General features: G+C 45.1%; 19 protein-coding genes. 2 read left to right on the forward strand and 17 right to left on the reverse strand.

The genetic code is table 11. The features are described 5' to 3' along the window. Nucleotides 1-99: 99 nt before the first annotated feature. Entirely contained in the window at nt 100-504 is a 405-nt protein-coding gene (locus H9L11_RS00770) for a hypothetical protein (protein ID WP_005376863.1), read from the reverse strand. A 273-nt stretch (nt 505-777) separates the two neighbouring features. Here H9L11_RS00770 and H9L11_RS00775 point away from each other — a divergent pair, with 273 nt between their 5' ends. Next, nucleotides 778-1,443: a DUF2982 domain-containing protein gene (locus tag H9L11_RS00775; RefSeq protein WP_005376857.1), complete on the forward strand. Its 666-nt coding sequence runs from the start codon at nt 778-780 to the stop codon at nt 1,441-1,443. An 18-nt stretch (nt 1,444-1,461) separates the two neighbouring features. On the opposite strand, the gene H9L11_RS00780 is transcribed toward H9L11_RS00775, so the two are convergent. From H9L11_RS00780 to nrfB, 15 genes are all read right to left on the reverse strand, one after another. After that, nucleotides 1,462-2,118: an MBL fold metallo-hydrolase gene (locus H9L11_RS00780; protein WP_205390924.1), complete on the reverse strand. Its 657-nt coding sequence runs from the start codon at nt 2,116-2,118 to the stop codon at nt 1,462-1,464. A 129-nt stretch (nt 2,119-2,247) separates the two neighbouring features. Then, the gene (locus H9L11_RS00785) at nt 2,248-2,796 is read right to left on the reverse strand and encodes a DUF882 domain-containing protein (RefSeq protein ID WP_205390925.1); all 549 of its coding nucleotides are present in this window, start codon (nt 2,794-2,796) and stop codon (nt 2,248-2,250) included. Between the two features lie 166 nt (nt 2,797-2,962). Further along, nucleotides 2,963-4,504 (reverse strand): L,D-transpeptidase family protein, encoded by a 1,542-nt coding sequence (locus tag H9L11_RS00790; protein ID WP_064354124.1) that lies wholly within the window; start codon nt 4,502-4,504, stop codon nt 2,963-2,965. A 153-nt stretch (nt 4,505-4,657) separates the two neighbouring features. After that, complete coding sequence (locus H9L11_RS00795; protein WP_025998733.1) at nt 4,658-5,740, reverse strand: DUF1513 domain-containing protein; 1,083 nt, start codon at nt 5,738-5,740, stop codon at nt 4,658-4,660. Further along, a complete protein-coding gene (locus H9L11_RS00800) occupies nt 5,721-6,758 on the reverse strand; it encodes an imelysin family protein (RefSeq protein WP_205390926.1) in 1,038 nt (345 codons plus the stop codon). The genes H9L11_RS00795 and H9L11_RS00800 overlap by 20 nt, the downstream gene beginning before the upstream one ends. Before the next feature lie 10 nt (nt 6,759-6,768). After that, complete coding sequence (locus H9L11_RS00805) at nt 6,769-8,151, reverse strand: di-heme oxidoredictase family protein (RefSeq protein ID WP_005376848.1); 1,383 nt, start codon at nt 8,149-8,151, stop codon at nt 6,769-6,771. A gap of 92 nt (nt 8,152-8,243) precedes the next feature. Beyond that, entirely contained in the window at nt 8,244-9,506 is a 1,263-nt protein-coding gene (locus tag H9L11_RS00810; protein WP_053304295.1) for an imelysin family protein, read from the reverse strand. A 174-nt stretch (nt 9,507-9,680) separates the two neighbouring features. Further along, nucleotides 9,681-10,337: a GTP cyclohydrolase II gene (gene ribA, locus H9L11_RS00815; RefSeq protein ID WP_005376846.1), complete on the reverse strand. Its 657-nt coding sequence runs from the start codon at nt 10,335-10,337 to the stop codon at nt 9,681-9,683. A gap of 211 nt (nt 10,338-10,548) precedes the next feature. Beyond that, nucleotides 10,549-10,725, reverse strand: coding sequence for a hypothetical protein (locus tag H9L11_RS00820; RefSeq protein ID WP_020480909.1), 177 nt, complete (start codon nt 10,723-10,725; stop codon nt 10,549-10,551). A 146-nt stretch (nt 10,726-10,871) separates the two neighbouring features. Continuing rightward, nucleotides 10,872-11,282 (reverse strand): heme lyase NrfEFG subunit NrfF, encoded by a 411-nt coding sequence (nrfF, locus tag H9L11_RS00825; RefSeq protein ID WP_053306573.1) that lies wholly within the window; start codon nt 11,280-11,282, stop codon nt 10,872-10,874. Beyond that, on the reverse strand, nt 11,269-11,802 hold the full coding sequence (locus H9L11_RS00830) for a DsbE family thiol:disulfide interchange protein (protein WP_205390927.1): 534 nt from the start codon (nt 11,800-11,802) through the stop codon (nt 11,269-11,271). The genes nrfF and H9L11_RS00830 overlap by 14 nt, the downstream gene beginning before the upstream one ends. Then, on the reverse strand, nt 11,780-13,687 hold the full coding sequence (nrfE, locus tag H9L11_RS00835) for a heme lyase NrfEFG subunit NrfE (RefSeq protein WP_205390928.1): 1,908 nt from the start codon (nt 13,685-13,687) through the stop codon (nt 11,780-11,782). The genes H9L11_RS00830 and nrfE overlap by 23 nt, the downstream gene beginning before the upstream one ends. A gap of 9 nt (nt 13,688-13,696) precedes the next feature. Next, on the reverse strand, nt 13,697-14,668 hold the full coding sequence (nrfD, locus tag H9L11_RS00840) for a cytochrome c nitrite reductase subunit NrfD (protein ID WP_033905653.1): 972 nt from the start codon (nt 14,666-14,668) through the stop codon (nt 13,697-13,699). Further along, nucleotides 14,665-15,351 carry a cytochrome c nitrite reductase Fe-S protein gene (gene nrfC / locus H9L11_RS00845; RefSeq protein WP_033905654.1) on the reverse strand — a complete coding sequence of 229 codons (687 nt, stop codon included), beginning with the start codon at nt 15,349-15,351 and terminating at the stop codon, nt 14,665-14,667. Before nrfC ends, nrfD begins: the two co-directional genes overlap by 4 nt. Nucleotide 15,352: 1 nt before the next feature. Beyond that, nucleotides 15,353-15,955, reverse strand: coding sequence for a cytochrome c nitrite reductase pentaheme subunit (gene nrfB, locus H9L11_RS00850; protein WP_033905656.1), 603 nt, complete (start codon nt 15,953-15,955; stop codon nt 15,353-15,355). Between the two features lie 450 nt (nt 15,956-16,405). On the opposite strand from nrfB, the gene nrfA reads away from it, so the two are divergent. Beyond that, complete coding sequence (gene nrfA / locus H9L11_RS00855; protein WP_081886398.1) at nt 16,406-17,833, forward strand: ammonia-forming nitrite reductase cytochrome c552 subunit; 1,428 nt, start codon at nt 16,406-16,408, stop codon at nt 17,831-17,833. 129 nt (nt 17,834-17,962) lie between these two features. On the opposite strand, the gene H9L11_RS00860 is transcribed toward nrfA, so the two are convergent. Then, entirely contained in the window at nt 17,963-18,517 is a 555-nt protein-coding gene (locus H9L11_RS00860; protein ID WP_033905659.1) for a hypothetical protein, read from the reverse strand. Nucleotides 18,518-18,532 lie beyond the last annotated feature (15 nt).

An 18,532-nucleotide genomic window follows, 5' to 3' on the forward strand; every position in this document is an offset into this window, starting at 1 on the left:
GTAGTGTTAAAGTCAGTACTTAATGCATTATTTCCAATACCAAGATAAAAAAATACCTCGGCATCGGCCGAGGTATTCAATCCAGAACGGTAGCGGTAATTAAACTGCTTTGTAGATAACTTTGTTACCTGCTAACTGCTCTTTTTGAACTAGGTTTTCTTCAAGAAGCTTCTTTAGTGCGCCAGTAGCCCATGATGCCGCTTTAGTATCTTCTTGACCTGCAGCTAGACCGATGCCTTTAGGGTTAATACCTTCAGCATTCGCCATAACGATGTCTAATACTTGTTGTTGCTTAGGAGTAAGGGCAACATCAACTGTTTTCACTGCAGCTACTTTTTTATCAGCTACTACTTTCTCCGCAACAGCTTTTTCAGCAACAGAAGGTGCTACTGCTTTTTCCGCAACAGGCTTCACTGCTTTAGGTGCTGCAGCTAAGTTTGCTACTGTCGCTTTAATGCGTTTTTGCAGTTTCATCTGCACTTTACGCTTATGAGCAAGTCTCATTGAATATTTCTCCAGTTCACTGCATCTCAGCAGGGATGAAAATTTGAAGCGCGTTTTATACCAAAATTCACAAGCAATTTGTAGGTTTTAGCGGCGAAACGCGATGAAAAATGCGCTCAAAGCATAGAACGTCTACTATTTAATCAGATATTTTATGAACGGATTTATTGAATACTGGGTATAAAAACAGAGGTTTGTTTTATTTTGAATGCAAATCAATGCACATAAAGCTACCCACTTATTTTTGGACAAGTATTCGATGAGGTTATAAGCATGGAAACGCTGCACCTAACAAATTCACATTTCAAACCCGACTCCCCTATCAACAGAATACTTTTGTTGCTCGTTGCACTCATCACTTTGTTTTTGGTTGCCATTTCTCCGGGATGGAAGCAAGCCATGTTGTCGGTCATTTTGATGTCTGCAATCGTTGGTTTCGCCATCTTGATGATTAAGAAAAGCCAAGTCACTTTTACGCTGACAGCTTCTCACTTTCAGCAACACCTTTTTAAAGGGGGTTGGGTCGTCAGATGGCGAAATATTGAGTCAATCGGTATTTGTAGCTACCAACAGGAAGGGTGGCACCAACCGCTACCTTGGATCGGTATTCGTCTAAAACACTACTCACCCTACTTAAATTCAATCTGCCCTCGTATAGCGACAGAAATTCTCCTCAGCCAGCGAGCACTGCTTTACTTGGGCGCGAAACAAAATCAGTGTGAAGATAAGTTTGAGGATATGGTGCTTGACCCTAAACCGTATATAAACAGAGATGGGATTGAGTACAAAGGTTTGTTAGCGATGCTCGCCAACCGGATGAAGTATCAGAGAGGTTTCTACGGCTACGATCTATTTATATCAGCAAGTGATCTAGATCGTGAGGCTGAGGACTTTGTGGGACTGACTCGGCGATACTTAGCTGCCGCCGAGCCAGAATAATGCTTAGTACACGCACTTTTAGTAAAGTGGCATCTCGTCAGCAACGAACGGGTTAGTTTTACGCTCGTGACCGAAAGTCGATTGAGGGCCGTGACCAGGGACAAACGTGACATCATTGCCTAAAGGCCACAATTTCTCTTTGATAGAGCTAATCAACGTATTGAAATCGCCTTGTGGGAAGTCAGTTCGACCAATGCTACCGTTAAACAAAACGTCACCCACAAACGCTAAACGCGCTTCTTCGCTGTAAAGCACAACGTGACCAGGTGTATGACCAGGTGTATGGAATACGTTCAGCACTTGACCACCGAAAGTGACAGTGTCACCCTCATTTAGCCATTGGTGCGGTTCAAACGCTTCTGTCAGCGGGAAACCAAACATTTGGCTCTGACCTTCCAAACCTTGCAACCAGAAGTTATCTGCCTTGTGAGGACCAACAATCTCTGTACCGCCAAGCAGTGCAGACAGCGGCTCCGTGCCACCTACGTGGTCCAAGTGACCGTGTGTTAGCACTAGGTTTACCACGTCAACACCCAGCTCTTTGATAAGCATAGCGAGCTGCTTTTCATCGCCGCCAGGGTCAACCACAATGCCTTTCATGGTTTCGTCACACCAGACAATAGAACAGTTTTGAGAGAAAGATGTTACTGGAACAACTTGGTATTTCAGAGCCATAGATAACCTATACCGAATAAATTTGCGTGAAAACTGCCGCAACTATGACACTAAGGCCTAGCGACTTCAAGCTTTGAACTGTGGGTAATCGACGACGTTCTGAGACTAGAAACCTTGTCTCAACTGGCACTACCAAGAACGAACAGCACCCGTATCGATATGAACAAAGTTACTGCCTGGATAATAACCCACGCCACCGGCTTTTAGGCTTAATGCAGCATCACGAACTGTTGAAAGCTTCACACCGTCTAAACGGAAATCAATGGCCTTTCCTTCCATGTGCATGCTCTTTTTCGCTACACGAGAAGACCCGTTGCGTAGCGAGGCATTAGTGGCAGGAGAACGGTAACCTGAAATGACGATCACCTCTGCTTCTGTACCAATTAACTTTTGAATTTGACTTATTTGATCGAACAAGCGTCTATCCATGGGATGAACCTCATTTCGTCGATGGTCTCGACAAAACTCATTCAGCCTTTGAAGTTCATCATTAATGTATCGTTTTCCATCGAAATAGCATGTTTCGAGGATCTCTCCAGTATTAAGATTGTTCATCGCCAGTGCACGTGGCTCGTCAGAGAGTGAAGCCCAAGAAAATGATGGCAGGGCAGAGGCCAACACCACACCACCAGCGGTCATTTTAAGGAAATCTCGGCGGGAAAACTTACGACTTACCATTTCAAAATACAGTGCTCAACAACTAGACAAGTCGTGGACATTAACCAAACACATTTGTCACGTCAAATGCATAAAACGCTCCATCTTGATTTTCAGATGCAGTAATTATTGCTTAATTATTGAACGAAAAGAGAATTCTTCGTTTTGTAAATTTTCCTTAAAGATTTCAACTGCGGTGATCGTACTTATAGATATCATCACGGTAGTAAAGCGTTCCCTCTTCCAACCATGCTGTTTGATAAATGATGTGTACTTGAATGCGCTCTCCCAAAGGAACTGACGTGTTAGACCGACGAGAACTTTCTCGCTTTTTCGCTAAACGTTCTTCCAACCCCTGAGTTTTGAACAGAAGTTCTGCTAACTGGTCTGCATGTTCTACACGAACACATCCTGAGCTGAATGCGCGTCTGTCCTGTTCAAACAAGTTCTTACTTGGCGTGTCATGCAAATAAATAGCTTGTGGGTTAGGCATATTGAACTTGTACAATCCCAGTGCATTTTGTAAGCCCGACGCCTGTCGCATACGATAAGGAAATGTTCTCGGATTCACTGTTGCCCAATTGATGGTTGTAGGGTCAATAATTTCGTTCGAAGTCCAAGACCGAATGATTTGAATGTTATGGTTAATCAAATACATCGGATTACGTTTTACTTTAGGAATAATGTCTTTAACCATGATAGTCCAAGGCACGTTCCAAGTTGGGTTGAGAATAACGGAATCCAGTGCTACCGACATGATGGGCGTTTTTCTTGATGCTCTCCCTACCACAACTTTAGACTCAAACAAGGGTTGACCGTCATGCCAATACGTGACTTCGTATCCAGGCACGTTAACAAAGACAACATTATCCCTTTCTTTCGACCAAATTCTTGAACGCTCAGAATTCAACGCCAGCAGATGCAATCGCTCTTGAGGAGAAAAGTTGATCCATCGAATGGTATTCGGGCCGATAACGCCATCTTCTTTCAAACCATGAATACGCTGGAACTCTTTTATCGCAAGCTCTAATTGTTCGTCATATTCTTCAGTGACTAAATCCAAGTAAGAAACATCTACGCCTACGATCTCCATTCGCTCAATCAATAGGGGTCTGTTTTCTAATATATCGCCAACACGTGCTAGCCCAGTTTGTTGATAGGCAGGATATTGGTACTGAGAATGTTCCGATAGCGAAGAATAGGCGGAGTAGAAAGCATCATCTGTTTGTAATGGAGACCGGAGACTTGCCAAAAACTGACCAAGTTTGCCAACCGTAATCTCATTACTCAAAATCGATAAAGTATCGATGCTAGGAGCGGGTAACGTAACATGGGCTTTGTCTGTAAATAGCCAATTAATCCCTTCTTCGGGGAGTTGCTCAAGATAACTAAGGTACATCAAGAGTGAGTCTGTCATCACTAAATCGAAGTCGAGATTATCTCCCTGCCACCTTACTTGGTTTATCCGGTGAAGTTGATTTTCGAATTCATCGGTGACATCCGCAAGTGCAACCAGGTTTACTTGAAAAAGAAACTGCTCAATATCACTTTCATTTTCCCAGTTCAAACGGTAATTGGTGCTTTGATACAGTTGATCAATCACCTCTGGATAATGGATCATTTTTTCTACAGACAGCTTTTGTACCGCTCCCTCTTGCTCAACTTGCGCTGAAGCTTCGAGAGAAACGACGGTGGAAAAGCTGCAAAACGGCACCAGAAGTGCCGTCATGATTAAAACCCTAGCAAACACTGAAATGATCCTTGCGCTACTTGCCATAATAAAAAGTATGGCAAATATCTCACAGCTTGCAGGTTTAAAATTAAGAATCTGATGCCGAAAACGACAACAAAACTCTCTATAAGTAATTACTCAATGATCTTTCTAGATAATTCTCGACCAATGGTTATCCCATTGCACACCGCTTGCGAAGGTACTTTTTGACTCTTCAGGCCTTTGCTCTACCACTTTTCCCGCCCCAGAGCTGACTCGGAACTCATCGCCATAGACCACAACACCAGAGGCATCTGGTAACGCACTTAGCTCGACCAATTTGCCCGTAGATTTAGACCATATACCATAACAACTGCCCGGAGGCGAAGTGGCTAAGATCCATTCATCGGTTGCTGCAATACTCGCAACGTAGTGATTGAAACGCGCCCACTCTTCAGGCTCAGCTTGAAGATCTTGCATTTCACCACCACGCGTGTGCATGGCGATCAAGGCTGGATACTCGTCCGGCTCACCACGATATTGCTGACCACAAAGCACGGTTTCCGCACCATCATGAGCTAAATGGCGAATACTCAACTTATGATCCGGTAAAGACACTTGATCCAGTAGCTCACCCTTCTGTGAAAGGTAACTCAGGCTGGGTTTCATGCTATCAAGATTGAGAGGTTCACGACCGTTAGTGTGTACGCCACCGACGCCAATCGCCAATACACCATCAGGCATCATGATCACTTCATGAGGACCAAGGCCAAAACCCGTTAACTCATCAATCTTTTGATATTGCTTCTGCACATCATAAACACCAATGATCCCGCGGCTTGTCCCCCTCTCCCCTTCTGTGGCAAATAGCAACGTGCCGTCATGGGAGTAAACACCATGTCCGTAAAAATGACGATTTGGCGTTGCTAGTTGCAGTTTGATCATCTGCTCTGAGCGATAATCAAACACCATGAAGAAAGTACCTGGTCGACGACCAAAAACTACGGCGTGGCCTTGTTGGTTGGTTGCTACACCGTGACCACGCTCAGGAATCGGCAATGAAGATAGCGGCATACCATGCTCATCCGCCACCACCGCTGCGAATTTATCTCGACCAATGATAGAACAGCCGATCAACGCAGGTTCACGTGAGCTTGTTGAAGCACAACCAAATGGCATCATAGGTATAGCCGCCCCGAATAGAGCGGCTTTCAGCAAGGTTCGGCGGGTTTGATCAGTCACCATCGGTTGCATTAAATCCTATAACTACGCCAAGCTCGATCGCCACTTCTTCGTGAATCAGGTACTTCAATTGCTCTAGCTTATTGTATTGAGAGAGCACCATGCGATAGCCTTCTTTTGTTTGTAGTGCAGCAAACAAGCTCTTATCTTCTGGCCAAGTTTCTAACGCCATTTCAAACTGATGAACGACACGGTCTGCGAGATCTGCATGGCCTTGCTCTCTAAGTAGCGCATCTAAACCATTCCCGTTAGCAAAGTACAACGCTTCCATCCCTTGAAGGTTGGCTTTTAAGTTTGAAAGCGAGGTCTCGGAACGCCACGATTCTGAGAAATACGGGCGAGGCTTACCAATCTTCGCTAGCGGTCGGCTCAACTTCTTCATGCTGTATTCAAGCTGATTCGAGAGCAGTGAAATGTACTCAGATTCCCATTCCGTCATCTCTAGCGATTTCCAAGGGTTCTCTGCCCAAGAATCCGCGATGATCTGCGCTTTGTCATCAAGGTTTTCAGCAATCGAAACGCCTGTCGCACAAGTATTGCCGTTGCTAGATAAGGTCGACGCTTTATCGTAAAGCAGCCATTCCAATGCACCTAAACCTTGCACGGTGACACTTTGGGTGGAGATATCTTCTGCACTCCAAGCTTGATCAGATTTCGTCAGTACAGACATTTTACGACCAGTGGTATTCTTTTTATCTGGCCAAAACTGAACATTCCAGCTTTGCTCCAACGCCGTAGCAGGGCCACGTTCTTGACCTTGTAATGCCATCCACGCAAGCATCGTTTGATGCCATTGCTGTTTTACTTGTGCATCATCTTTCGACTCTGATGCGCAGTAATCTGCGAAGCGTTGTTCAAGTTCTGTGGTTTGCGCTAAAAACGTCTGAGCTGATTGAAACTCAACCTCGTACACGCTTTGAGAAATATGACTTGTACTCTCAGGCTTGGTTGAGCTCGAACCGACAGTCGATTGGCAACCAACCAAACTTAACGTTGCGGCAATCGCACTCACTAATAGTGTTTTTTTCATGGTTGCTTCCTTATAGAGAATTCAGAAACGCAATCAATGCGTCACGTTCTTTTTTGTTCAGTGCTAAGACGTTTTGTTTCGCTGTCTCCGCTTCGCCGCCGTGCCACAGCACCGCTTCCATCAGGTTACGAGCGCGGCCATCATGTAGAAAGTAAGTATGTCCGTTTACTTCTTCGGTATAACCAATGCCCCATAGCGGTGCCGTTCGCCATTCACGGCCGTTTGCTAAGTATTCCGGACGGTTATCGGCTAAGCCTTTACCCATGTCATGCAAAAGCATGTCTGTGTATGGGTGGATAAGCTGCTCAGAAAGCGCTGGTAACTCTGGTCGTTTCGCCGTTTTAACACTGGTCTTGTGGCAGCTTTCACAGCCAGACGCAGCAAAGATTTGCTGACCAAGTTTCACGTTAGGATCATTGACGTTACGGCGAATAGGTACGGCTAAGTGTTGGCTGTAAAACTCTACGAAGTCGAGAATATTTTCACTCACTTCAGGTTTGCCGCCATTTGGCATGTCGTCACAAATGCTTTGTTTCGAGGTACAGTTTTCATTTGGGAATAAATGGCTCGTAAGACCCACATCACCATTAAATGCTGCTGCATTTTGCTGCATTAGCGTCGGTTGTCCTGCTTTCCAGCCAAAGCGACCAATCGAGAAGTCGTCCTTCTCAATATCCCACACCTTATTTACTTTGCCTGAGATACCGTCTTTGTCGGCATCTTGTTCATCAGCCCAAGCAAGTAGCGTTTCGTCGGGAATACTCTCTAACAAACCAAGGCCGATCATTGGCGGTGCCACGCGTGCTGAGAACTCGGTATCAGGGTGCATATCGCCGTAACCCAGATCGGTAATGTTCAAATGAGGTTTTCTTAGCGTCACCGTCGTACCGTCTTTAAATTTCACTGGGACATCGGTGTAAGTGATTTCGATTTTGCCTTCTGGCGTTTGATCTTGCAGAGCGAAATCTTGAAGCTGGCCACCATAAGTCGGCTCAGGTATGCCGCCATCTTTGATGTAAGCTTTCTTTTGTTCTGGCGTCATCGCAGGAATGCTTAAGCGCACTAACATAGACACGGCATGTAAATCATCTTTCTCTGGCGGATGACCACGACCGTCTTTGATGTGACAATTCTGACAACCATTGGTGTTAAAAAGCGGGCCTAGGCCATCACGAGCGTCCGTTGACGCTGGCGCTTGTACCCAAGGGTTACGGAAAAAGCTGTTACCTACGCTAAAGTCGAGGCGTTTGCTCATTGGCAAGTTAGCAGCAGGAAGAGAATAGGCATTCGCGCCGTCTTTTTTAACACTGGTTTTGCCACCAGACTTAACATCATAAGCCATGGCAGAAGAAGAAAGGATCGCGGCTAGCGCAGAAATTAGGTATGGCTTCATATCATTGCTCTACATAGACAACAAGGGTGATAACAACGAGCTCAAACGTCAAAAGGGCTCACAAAGAGCCCTTATTTATTATGGTTTTCTTATTAAAACTCGTGGTCAGCAGTATCAGGGCTTAGGCTGTCGATGCCGACAATGCTTGCCGCACGCTCAATCGCACCGGTTTGTGCTACCAACGACATGATGGTGTCGTTTACTAGCGCGTTGCCTTGTGCGTTACCCGCTGCAATAAGTTGGTCAAAGTGCTGGTTGTTCTTCTCTGCAGAAGTCACTAGCTCACCAACTTGGCTACGTGTTGTATCAAACTGCTTTTGAATTTCGGTCGCGGCTTTCTTGTCTTTTTGAGCAACAAGGTCAGCGATACTTGGACCAGATAGCTCTTTGCCGTTTACACCTTTGTATGTACCTGTGTAAACGTTGTAGATGCCTTGCTCATTGTAGTAGTGAGAGTTGTGCGTGTTGTCTGAGAAACAATCGTGTTCGTCTTCAGTCGAGTTTGCCTCTAGTGCCACCTTCATGCGCTCACCCGCTAGCTCACCTAGAGAAAGAGAACCCATGCCGAATAGCATCTTACGAAGACCATTGTCAGCAGATTCGTTCAATAGCTCTTCACGGTAGTTGCCTTTCACTTCTGCAGACCACTGCTTTTCCATCCACTCTAGGTCTTGAACCAGTAGATCAGCGGCCGCTTTTAGGTACTCACCACGACGATCACAATGACCATTCGTACACTCAGAGCCAACGACGAAATCAGTGTAAGCACGTTGACCTGCACCCGCGTTAGTGCCGTTTAGGTCTTGACCCCAAAGCAAGAATTCAATCGCGTGGTAACCTGATGCAACGTTTGCCTCAGAACCGCCTACTTCGTTTAGATCCGCTAGCAATTCTGGAGTGATTTTTGAAACGTCCAGTTTAGAAGCACCAATCTGCAGACTTGTGTTCGCGATGATGTTGGCAGCAGCGCCCTCGTTACCCAATTCGTATTGGTAATCAGCCGCTACGTAGTCAATCAAACCTTCATCAAGTGGCCATGCGTTCAGCTGACCTTCCCAATCATCAACAATCGCGTTACCAAAACGGAAAACTTCAGACTGTTGGTAAGGCACGCGAGAATCTAGCCAAGCTTGTTTTACTTCTTCAAGCTTTTTCGCTGATGGTGATTGTAGAAATTCGTCGATTTTCACATCAAGCGCTTTCGCTGTTGTTACTGAATCAGCAAATACAGCATGGGCAACGTCCGCGTAATGTTCGACTACTTGTTGTTTAGTTACTGTGGCAGCAACGGTAGAACCACTGGCAATGAGGAGTGATGCAGCAATAGATTGGACTAAAACTTTTTTTGCATTCATCTGAAGCATCCTTGTTGAGCTTTTCAATTATCGTATTGGTAGTGCTAATTATTCTTATTTGCACTTTAGTCTCGAGATAATACAAATTTACAATTTATTTGCAACTCCAGATACAAAAAAACCTCATAAAAATGAGGTTTTTCACAGACTTTATTGTCAGTTTTATCTTTAGGATTAAACCTTTAGGTCATGTTTTCCGTGAGAGACTTTTGCCTTCAGATAATTTTCGTTGCCATCTTTGATATGTGCAGAGGTATTGACAACCTCGCCAATTTCAATTCCGTACTCAGATAACTCACGGATTTTCTTAGGGTTGTTCGTCACGAGGCGGATCTTATTCACGCCTAAAGCTTCTAGCATTTGTGCTGCTTCTGTGAAATCACGCAGGTCATCATCAAAGCCCAAATGGTTGTTAGCTTCGTACGTGTTCATGCCCTGGCTTTGTAAGCGGTATGCATCGATCTTATTGTACAAGCCAATACCACGACCTTCCTGACGGAGATACAAGATGATACCACCGGACTCGCCCATGCGATTGATCGTCTCTTCTAGTTGCTCACCACAGTCACAGCGTGAAGAGTGGAACACATCGCCTGTCAAACACTCAGAGTGCATACGAACTAAAGGCATGTCCTGAGTTTGGTCCGCTTGTTTAAAGATAATAGCAACATGCTCTTTGTCTGTCTTCAGACCATGGAAAGACAGAATTTCGGCATCAATGTTACTTTTTGCCCCGACTTTAAAATCTACTCTGGCACGTACTTCCGCCATATCTATACTCACTCGATTTATTGCTTGATGCGCTTGATGCGTTTTCGTTATTGCATTCATGGGATTTACTCGTTGCTCTTCAACTATGGGGACTGATACCGCATTTTGCAATATAGAGATCACAATTGAGGGCAGTTATCCACTCAAGACAGCAAAAGAGAAACACTCTCCAACTGAACAATTGTTATATTATAACAATTTAAAAAAACTACAATAAAAAACCCCAGACAAATTTTGTCTGGGGTTTCAAGAAGGTCGTTTGGTCTATCTTTTAATGGGTCTGACTGCGCTTCCAAACGGCGAGTTCAATCCAAACTGCTTCGAGTTCTTGGATTTCCTCGTCGGTCAACACGGCGAGCGTTGAAGTAACTTGAGGCAGGTTCGGTGATTGCAATGCACGAATCTGCGAATAGAAGTCTTTTTTAAGTTGTAATATAACTGAATCCACTGCGTGCACCTATTTCGTTCTTTTATTACTTATCCAGCTCAAAATTTTTATTTTCTTTATACTGGAAACTTCATAAATTCGGAAAAATGATAACATTCTGCTTGTTAAGTGCACAATTTATTTTTAATAGTGGAATAACGGTCACATTAATTACGCTTCACCATTCGGATCGAATATAAGACAAAAAAGATCAAAAATAGCACAGGAAAGATCCACAACAGCGCCGTGGAATAATTTAATGGTGGTTGGTACAGAACAATATTCCCATAACGAGCAACTAGATAGTCCTTTATTTCTTGATCTGAGCTGCCTTCATTGGCCATCGTATACACTTTCAACCTCAGGTCTTTAGCCGCTTGTGCATTAGACTCGACAAGGTTTTGGTTTTGACACTGCGGGCAGCGTAATGCCTTGGCTAACGAGGTTGCACGCTGTTGCACTTCAACGGAATGAAATTCAAACAGATCAACATTCTGTTCTATATCCGCACTTCTCGTGAAAGGAGAAAATAGTATAAATAGGATTAAAGTGAGGAGAAGATTATTAAATCGAAACATTCAAGTATCCTGAAAATATATCGTTCCATTTATCTGCCGTTAGCTCTCCACGATATTTGATCAATATACGACCATTTGGATCAATCAAGTAAGTTTCCGGCGTTCCGATAACACCTAGCTCCACAGCGAGCTTTCCATTAGGGTCACTAATTACTTCAATATATGGATTTCGTTTAGAGCTCAAATATTCACGAGCGGCTTGTTTTTGATCTCTATAATTCAGCCCAATAATAGGCACACCGAGTTCTGCTAACTGCAATAATTCTTCATGCTCTCGTTTGCATACTCCGCACCAAGATGCCCAAACATTCAATAATTTATATCCGTCGCTTTTGAACAACTGCTCAGAAACCATGTCATCAGAGATCAGAGAAGTAGAGCGAAAATTAGGTGCATCTAAATTTCGTTGTGGGGACAATTCAACATGTGGTCGCTCAGACAAAGCCACCGCAGTTACTACAGCAAACACGGCAACAGCCACAAACAGACCTCCGAGTTTAAGCGTATTTCTCGATCGCATTGATAGCCTCTCTCCTTTTCTTTAGGCCGGTTAATAGCGCACCAAACACAGCTAGTAGCCCGCCAGACCATATCCACCAAATACCTGCGCGGTACTGAACTTTAATCGCATAAGCATGAGTGTCGACTTTATCACCCAATGTCACGTAATAATCGCCATGCCATAGTGAACGAATCGCGGGCTCGGTCATATTCATCACTCGCACAGGGTAATGACGCTTTTGCGGGTTGAAATTGAGCATGCGGCCATCTTCCAAGTGCAAGGTGATCTGTCCTTGTTCCGCGGTGTAGTTTGGCCCCACCAGCCATTCGATACCATGATAATCGATAGTGATCCCCGCCCTTTGTTGAGAACTGCCGGGTTCGACACGTAAATTGTGTTCATATGAGTAGTGACTGTTGAATACAGCTCCACTCACCGCCAGCGCAAAACCGACATGTGCCATCACGATTGGCATGAGTTTGCGCTTATTGGAACAACGAAACAGCATAACGAGATGCGCCACAATCACCCAAGTAGCCAACGTTATGGTTAGCAATACTTCGAAATGCAGTGCGTGCACTAAGAAGATAAACCCGATCCCAGAGACAAGAGATAACGCAATACTGATCGCAATATCAGCGCTTACACTCGGCACTGTGCCTTTTGTCCATTTCAGCAGCGGCATGAAAGCTAAGGAAATCAGAGCCAGTATGCTTAATGGGAAGATCAGACTATTAAAATAAGGTGCGCCAACTGAAATGTTTCCTAAACCGAGCAGTTGATAAACCATCGGATAAAAAGTGCCAAGAAAAACGATAGCAGTCGCAATAACCAGCAGACCTTTGGCGATATAAGCAGTGTAAGCTCGGCTCGCTAGAGATTGAAGTTTGAAGCGAGGGAGTTGTTCTCCTCGCAAAATCAGTACGCCAAAAGTGATGATGACAAGCAAGCTCAATACACCAAGCAGCACCAAACCTTTAGTTGGGTCCACCGCAAAAGCGTGCACTGAAGTCAGCACGCCAGAGCGCACCACGAATGTCCCTAAAATGCTTAGGCAGAACGTGGTAAACGCCAGTGCATAGGAGCTCCAAATTGCGCCTCTGATACGTGTTGCGACAACACCGCTGTGCAACAAAGCAGTACCCGTAAGCCAAGGCAGTAAAGAAGCGTTCTCCACAGGGTCCCAAAACCACCAGCCGCCCCACCCTAGCTCATTGTACGCCCACCATGATCCCACCAAGATACCTAATGTAAGCGTTCCCCATGCAAAAAACGCTGCGCTACGAGCGACCACATACCAATCGCTCATCGGTTGTTTACCCAATAGCGCCGCTAATGCAAAAGCTAATATTGCTGCGTAACCGACATAACCGAGATAAAGCAATGGTGGATGAATGATAAGCCCAACATCTTGCAGCATTGGATTTAGATCTCGCCCTTCCGACGCCAATACTTGGGCATATTCGAACGGGTTAGAGGTCATTAACGTGAACCAAGCAAATGTTGCAATAAGAACGTTCATGATTCCTAAACAGTCACAAGTATATTGGGCGTTGAGCGGTGACTTAAATGCAATAAACGACGCCCATAAACTCAGGGTGACGACCCAAAACAACATGGAGCCTTGGTGCCCGCCCCAAGCGGCAGCAATCTTGAATGCTACGGGAAGTTGACTGTTGGAATGCGTAACAACATATTCCAACGCGAAGTTGTCTTGCACGAAGCAGACGATCAGAAGTGCTAAACAAATGAAGGAAGCTAAGCTAATGATGTGGGACATCGCGACTTGATGCGGCAATGTCGCCTTCTTACTCATAGCACGACGTAGCCAATGCAGCAACGATGCACAAGTCGATGTTACAGCCACCAATATCAGTAAGAAGAACCCTAGCTCAGCTTCCATTTATCCCCCTTACACTACGGTCATTTGACCGGCATAGAGAATGAAAGTACGCAGCATAAGTACGCCAACCAAGCTCAACATCGTGACCACAAAAACGTAACTGCCTTTGTGGCGCACTTCAGAAGGCGTCAACCAATTGAGAGTCAAAGGCGTAATCATGCCGATGAACACTACCCCAACCCAGAACCATTGAGCCCAGAATCCACTCGAAATTGCATTCCAAGCCGCGACTTCGTTCTGACCACCGCTGAAGATCAATCCAGTAAAGAAGGTCACTAAGACAAACAACTCAAACAACACTACTGGGCGTTCAAATCCGTGCACCCAAGATACACTTGGGCTGCTGGTCGACTCTTTAAACACCAAGATGCCGAACATCAAGCATGCCGCTGCGCCCGAGGACAAACTAGAGAACAGGAACAAGATTGGCAGTACTGGATTGTTTAGCATTGGATAAGTCTTCAACGCAGACAATAGAAAGCCAGTGTACGCTGCAAGTACGATGGCTAAGAAGCCCAAGAACAATTCAATGGCGTTGTTGGCTTTCCCCGCCTTAATCAAAATGCCATCGGCAAAATCCAGCAGTTTGCTTGGTAACTTCCCTTCACAGAAGCTGATGATTTGATGGCGGAAGATAACGCCAATCCAAACAAACAACACGATCATGTACACTTGGAACAAGATCACGCCCATCGACATCACAGACGTTGGGTTGTAGTAGATCATGATCTTCCAAAACTCTAAAGGCTTGGTTAAATGGAAAATCAAAATTACCAACCCAGCAATGATGCCAAATGGTGCGAGCCAAGCCATCGCTTTCATGATGCCGTTTTTTGCGGGATCACCTTCAATCACTTTGCGTTTTAAATAGATTGAAATCATCACCGTACCCGCTGACATCCCAGCAAGGAATAAGTAAATCGCGATGATCCAATCCCAGACTAACGAGTCAAAGTGGAATGCACTTTCGAAGCCGTTCATGATGACACCTCCCCTTTGCTATGCGGAATTTTGTACAGTTTAGGTTGCGTACCTAAATGCGATTTATCGCGATAGACAACATGGCTTTCGATAGCTTTGCTCACCTCGCTAGTTGGGTCATTCAAATCACCAAAGATGAGTGCTTTTGTTGGGCAAGATTCCACGCAAGCTGGCTGCTTACCTTGCGCTAGGTTGGTATCACGGCAGAAGTTACATTTATCCGCAGAGTGATCGGCTGGATTAAAGAAGCGCACTTGGTAAGGGCAAGCAGCAAGGCAATAACCACATCCGACACATTTCTCTTTGTGTACATCCACGATGCCTGTCGCTTCATCTTTGTATGCAGCGCCTGTTGGACAAACGTACACACATGGTGGGTTATCACAGTGCTGACAGGATTCGCGAGTAAACTGGTATTCCACATCTGGAAATTCGCCAATCGGTTCACTGCGATGAATTTTAAGTCGCGTTACGCCTTCAGGGACTTTATTTACTTCGCGACAAGCATCGGTACAAGCGGTACAGCCAATACAGGCATTTTCATCGTGAACCATACCCATGCGTTTCGCTTGTTCACTGTTGCTGGCATAAAGAGAGGAGCTAACAACGGAAGTGCCTGCAACGCCTGTAGTTAAAATCAACGCGCCGCTGCCGGCTAAAAAGTTTCTTCTCGAACATTTCATGCTATCTATCCTCTTCTTTGGCAAGTTCAGGTTCGACGGCAAATTCAGAGTGACAATCCACACACTGCTTGATCAGTTGTTTTCTGTCGTACGACAACGCTTTGGTTTTCGCTGCGTGTACATCGTGGCAATTTGAACAAGTGAGGTTTTTGGCGTGCACATCGTGCGTCCAGTGGCTTTCTCTCAGCTGTGTCGGTGCGTGGCAATCCACACATTGGCTGTTAGCTTTAAGAATCATGCTTGGATCAAGTAACACTTTGTCGTGTACCTCTTTCGATTGCGCGGCAGAAAACTTAATCACATCAGGCGCGCCTTCACGATGGTCGGGACCAATGTTGCTATGGCAATTGGTGCAATTAAGTTGCTTCCCTTGGCTGAGTAGAGCTTGCGGGTCATGCGAAAGGTTCAGAGTCTCTTTTGCATCCTTATGACATTGCAGACACTTGTAGTCACGGTCACGGATCAACTCGACTTGATGACGCTCAGCTTGAGCACCTTCAATCGGCTCTGAAGAAGTCGCATGGGCGGCGATGGAGAAACCATAGATGGCAAAGACGAAGAGAAGTTTCAGCATTGTCTCTATGGTCAATTTTATACTGCCCATATTGTTCTTTCCTTAGCTCGATAATAATTGATAACTATTCTCAATTATTTATTTGAGCGACAATTAATTTCCTCTGAAGATATTTTTTAGATCTTCAAATGACATCAATTCTTATTTCGGAAAGCCACAACGCTAAACCTATATTTATAATACCTCTATTATTCATAAGGGGTAGAAACACCTGCTCAAAAAGCGAACTGAATCACCCTATTTTTAAAAAGGTTAAAAACCCAAAGCATTGCAGAACAATGACTTAACAACTACCACTTTAGAGGTATATAAATTCAAACATGACTGAGATCACTGGTGTAAATTGATCTAAAACAAGACAAGATTCACTCACTATTTCATCTATCCAATTAAGCAATATTATTAATCGTAGATCTCCAGTTCTTATTTGGAATAGCTCCTCACAACGCTGCTAATAAAAACGAATATGGAGATAACACTGTGAGCATAAAACACTGGATGAGCGCACCTATTGCGGTTGCGACCTTATTCGCCAGCCAATTATTTTTGGTTGACGCTCCGTTAGCGGCAGAAGAGAAGGATTTTATCGATCCTCGTAACGATGTCTTTGAACAGAACCACCCTGATCAATACCATTCTTGGAAAGCAACATCCGAAAGTGAGCACATTGAAGATGCTCTAAGTGAAGACCCAAACATGGTTATCCTGTGGGCAGGTTATGGCTTCGCGAAAGACTACAACAAAGCGCGCGGTCACTTTTACGCACTTGATGATGTTCGCCAAACCTTACGTACCGGCGCACCAACCGACGAGAAGTCCGGGCCTATGCCGATGGCGTGCTGGAGCTGTAAAAGCCCAGACGTTGCTCGCGTGATTGATGAACGTGGTGAAGACGGTTATTTCGAAGGTAAATGGGCACGCTTAGGCTCAGAAATCGTCAACCCTATCGGTTGTTCCGATTGCCACAACACAGGCTCTGAAGCCTTCAAGAAAGGCGAACCTGCGCTAGCACTGACTCGCCCATACGTCGAGCGTGCTTTTGATACTATTGGTAAAAACTTTGATGAACAGTCTCGCCTAGATAAGCAAGCATCGGTCTGCGCTCAATGTCACGTTGAATACTACTTCACCGGCCCAACTAAAGCGGTTAAATTCCCATGGGATATGGGCACCACCGTTAATGACATGGAGAAATACTACGACGCGTTGAATTTCAAAGATTGGACGCATGCCGTATCTAAAGCGCCGATGCTAAAAGCGCAACATCCAGGTTTCGAAACTTGGAGAGCGGGTATTCATGGTAAAAACAAAGTGGTGTGTGTGGACTGCCACATGCCTAAAGTGACCAAAGAAGACGGTACAGTCTACACAGACCACAAAGTGGGTAACCCGTTTGATCGTTTTGAAGACACCTGTGCGCAATGCCATACCCAAACTAAAGAGCAGCTACAAGGCATCGTCTCGACTCGCAAAGCGCAAGTACTGAACATGAAGCTAACCGCCGAGAAGCAAATCGTAGCGGCACACTTTGAAGCAGGCGCAGCGTGGAAAGCAGGTGCAACAGAAGCAGAGATGGAACCTATCCTACAAGATATTCGCCATGCACAATGGCGTTGGGACTACGCGATTGCTTCTCACGGTGTCCACATGCATGCTCCTGAGATAGCACTTGAAGTACTAGGTAGTGCAGTTGATCGCGCTGCTGACGCCCGTACCAAATTGGTTCGTTTACTGGCAACCAAAGGCATTACTGACTCTGTTCAAATTCCAGATATCTCGACCAAAGCGAAAGCACAACAAGCACTGGGCATGGATATGGAGAAAATGAACGCAGACAAGAAACACTTCCTAGAAACAGTAGCGCCAGACTGGGATAAAGCAGCGGCTGAACGCGAAGCCACGTATTAGTCTAACTGGCGGAGGTTAATTTATAGATACAACAAGGGGCGCACTGAACGCCCCTTTTTTTGTTTATTTGTTTCTTTGTTATCTTTATTTCTTCATCCCCGATTCTATCGAGAGACAAAATCGAATGTACTAGCGACGAGGAAGCCTAGGTCTAGGTTGAATATTTGGACGTGCTTTAGGCATCTGCACATTTGGACGAGCAACTGGGCGCTGGATCTTCGTTTCCGGTAATGCTTTTCTTTGTTGAACCTTTTCTTTCACCGCCTTGCCTTGTAAAGTCGCTGGTTCAATATGCTCCGGACGATTCTCCCATTGGGTTCGAATCTCTTGCTTTTGCTCGTCAGGCAGTGATTGCCAATGATCGTCAAGTTGGCGTTTCATGTTATCGATATTGGCGGACATATCGTCGTCTTTCCAATCTTCGACTTTGTCTTTGATGGATTGCTGTTGGTCTTCATCTAAACCATTCCACCACTCTTCCAGTTTCTCTTTGTATTCATCGTCGTTATCGCAACAGCCCGGATAGTAATAAATCCAGTAGTCGTCATGATCGTACCACCACGGATCGTAATAACCCGATGAATAATAAACCATAGAGGAAGAGCCAGAATGATCGGAAGAGCTACAACCCGCCAGCACAGAGCCGCACAGCAAAACCAATATGCTTAGTGCTTTATTTTTCATTCGTTGCCCACCTTT

Source organism: Vibrio sp. sp1 (genome assembly GCF_016920955.1).
GTDB lineage: Bacteria > Pseudomonadota > Gammaproteobacteria > Enterobacterales > Vibrionaceae > Vibrio > Vibrio alginolyticus.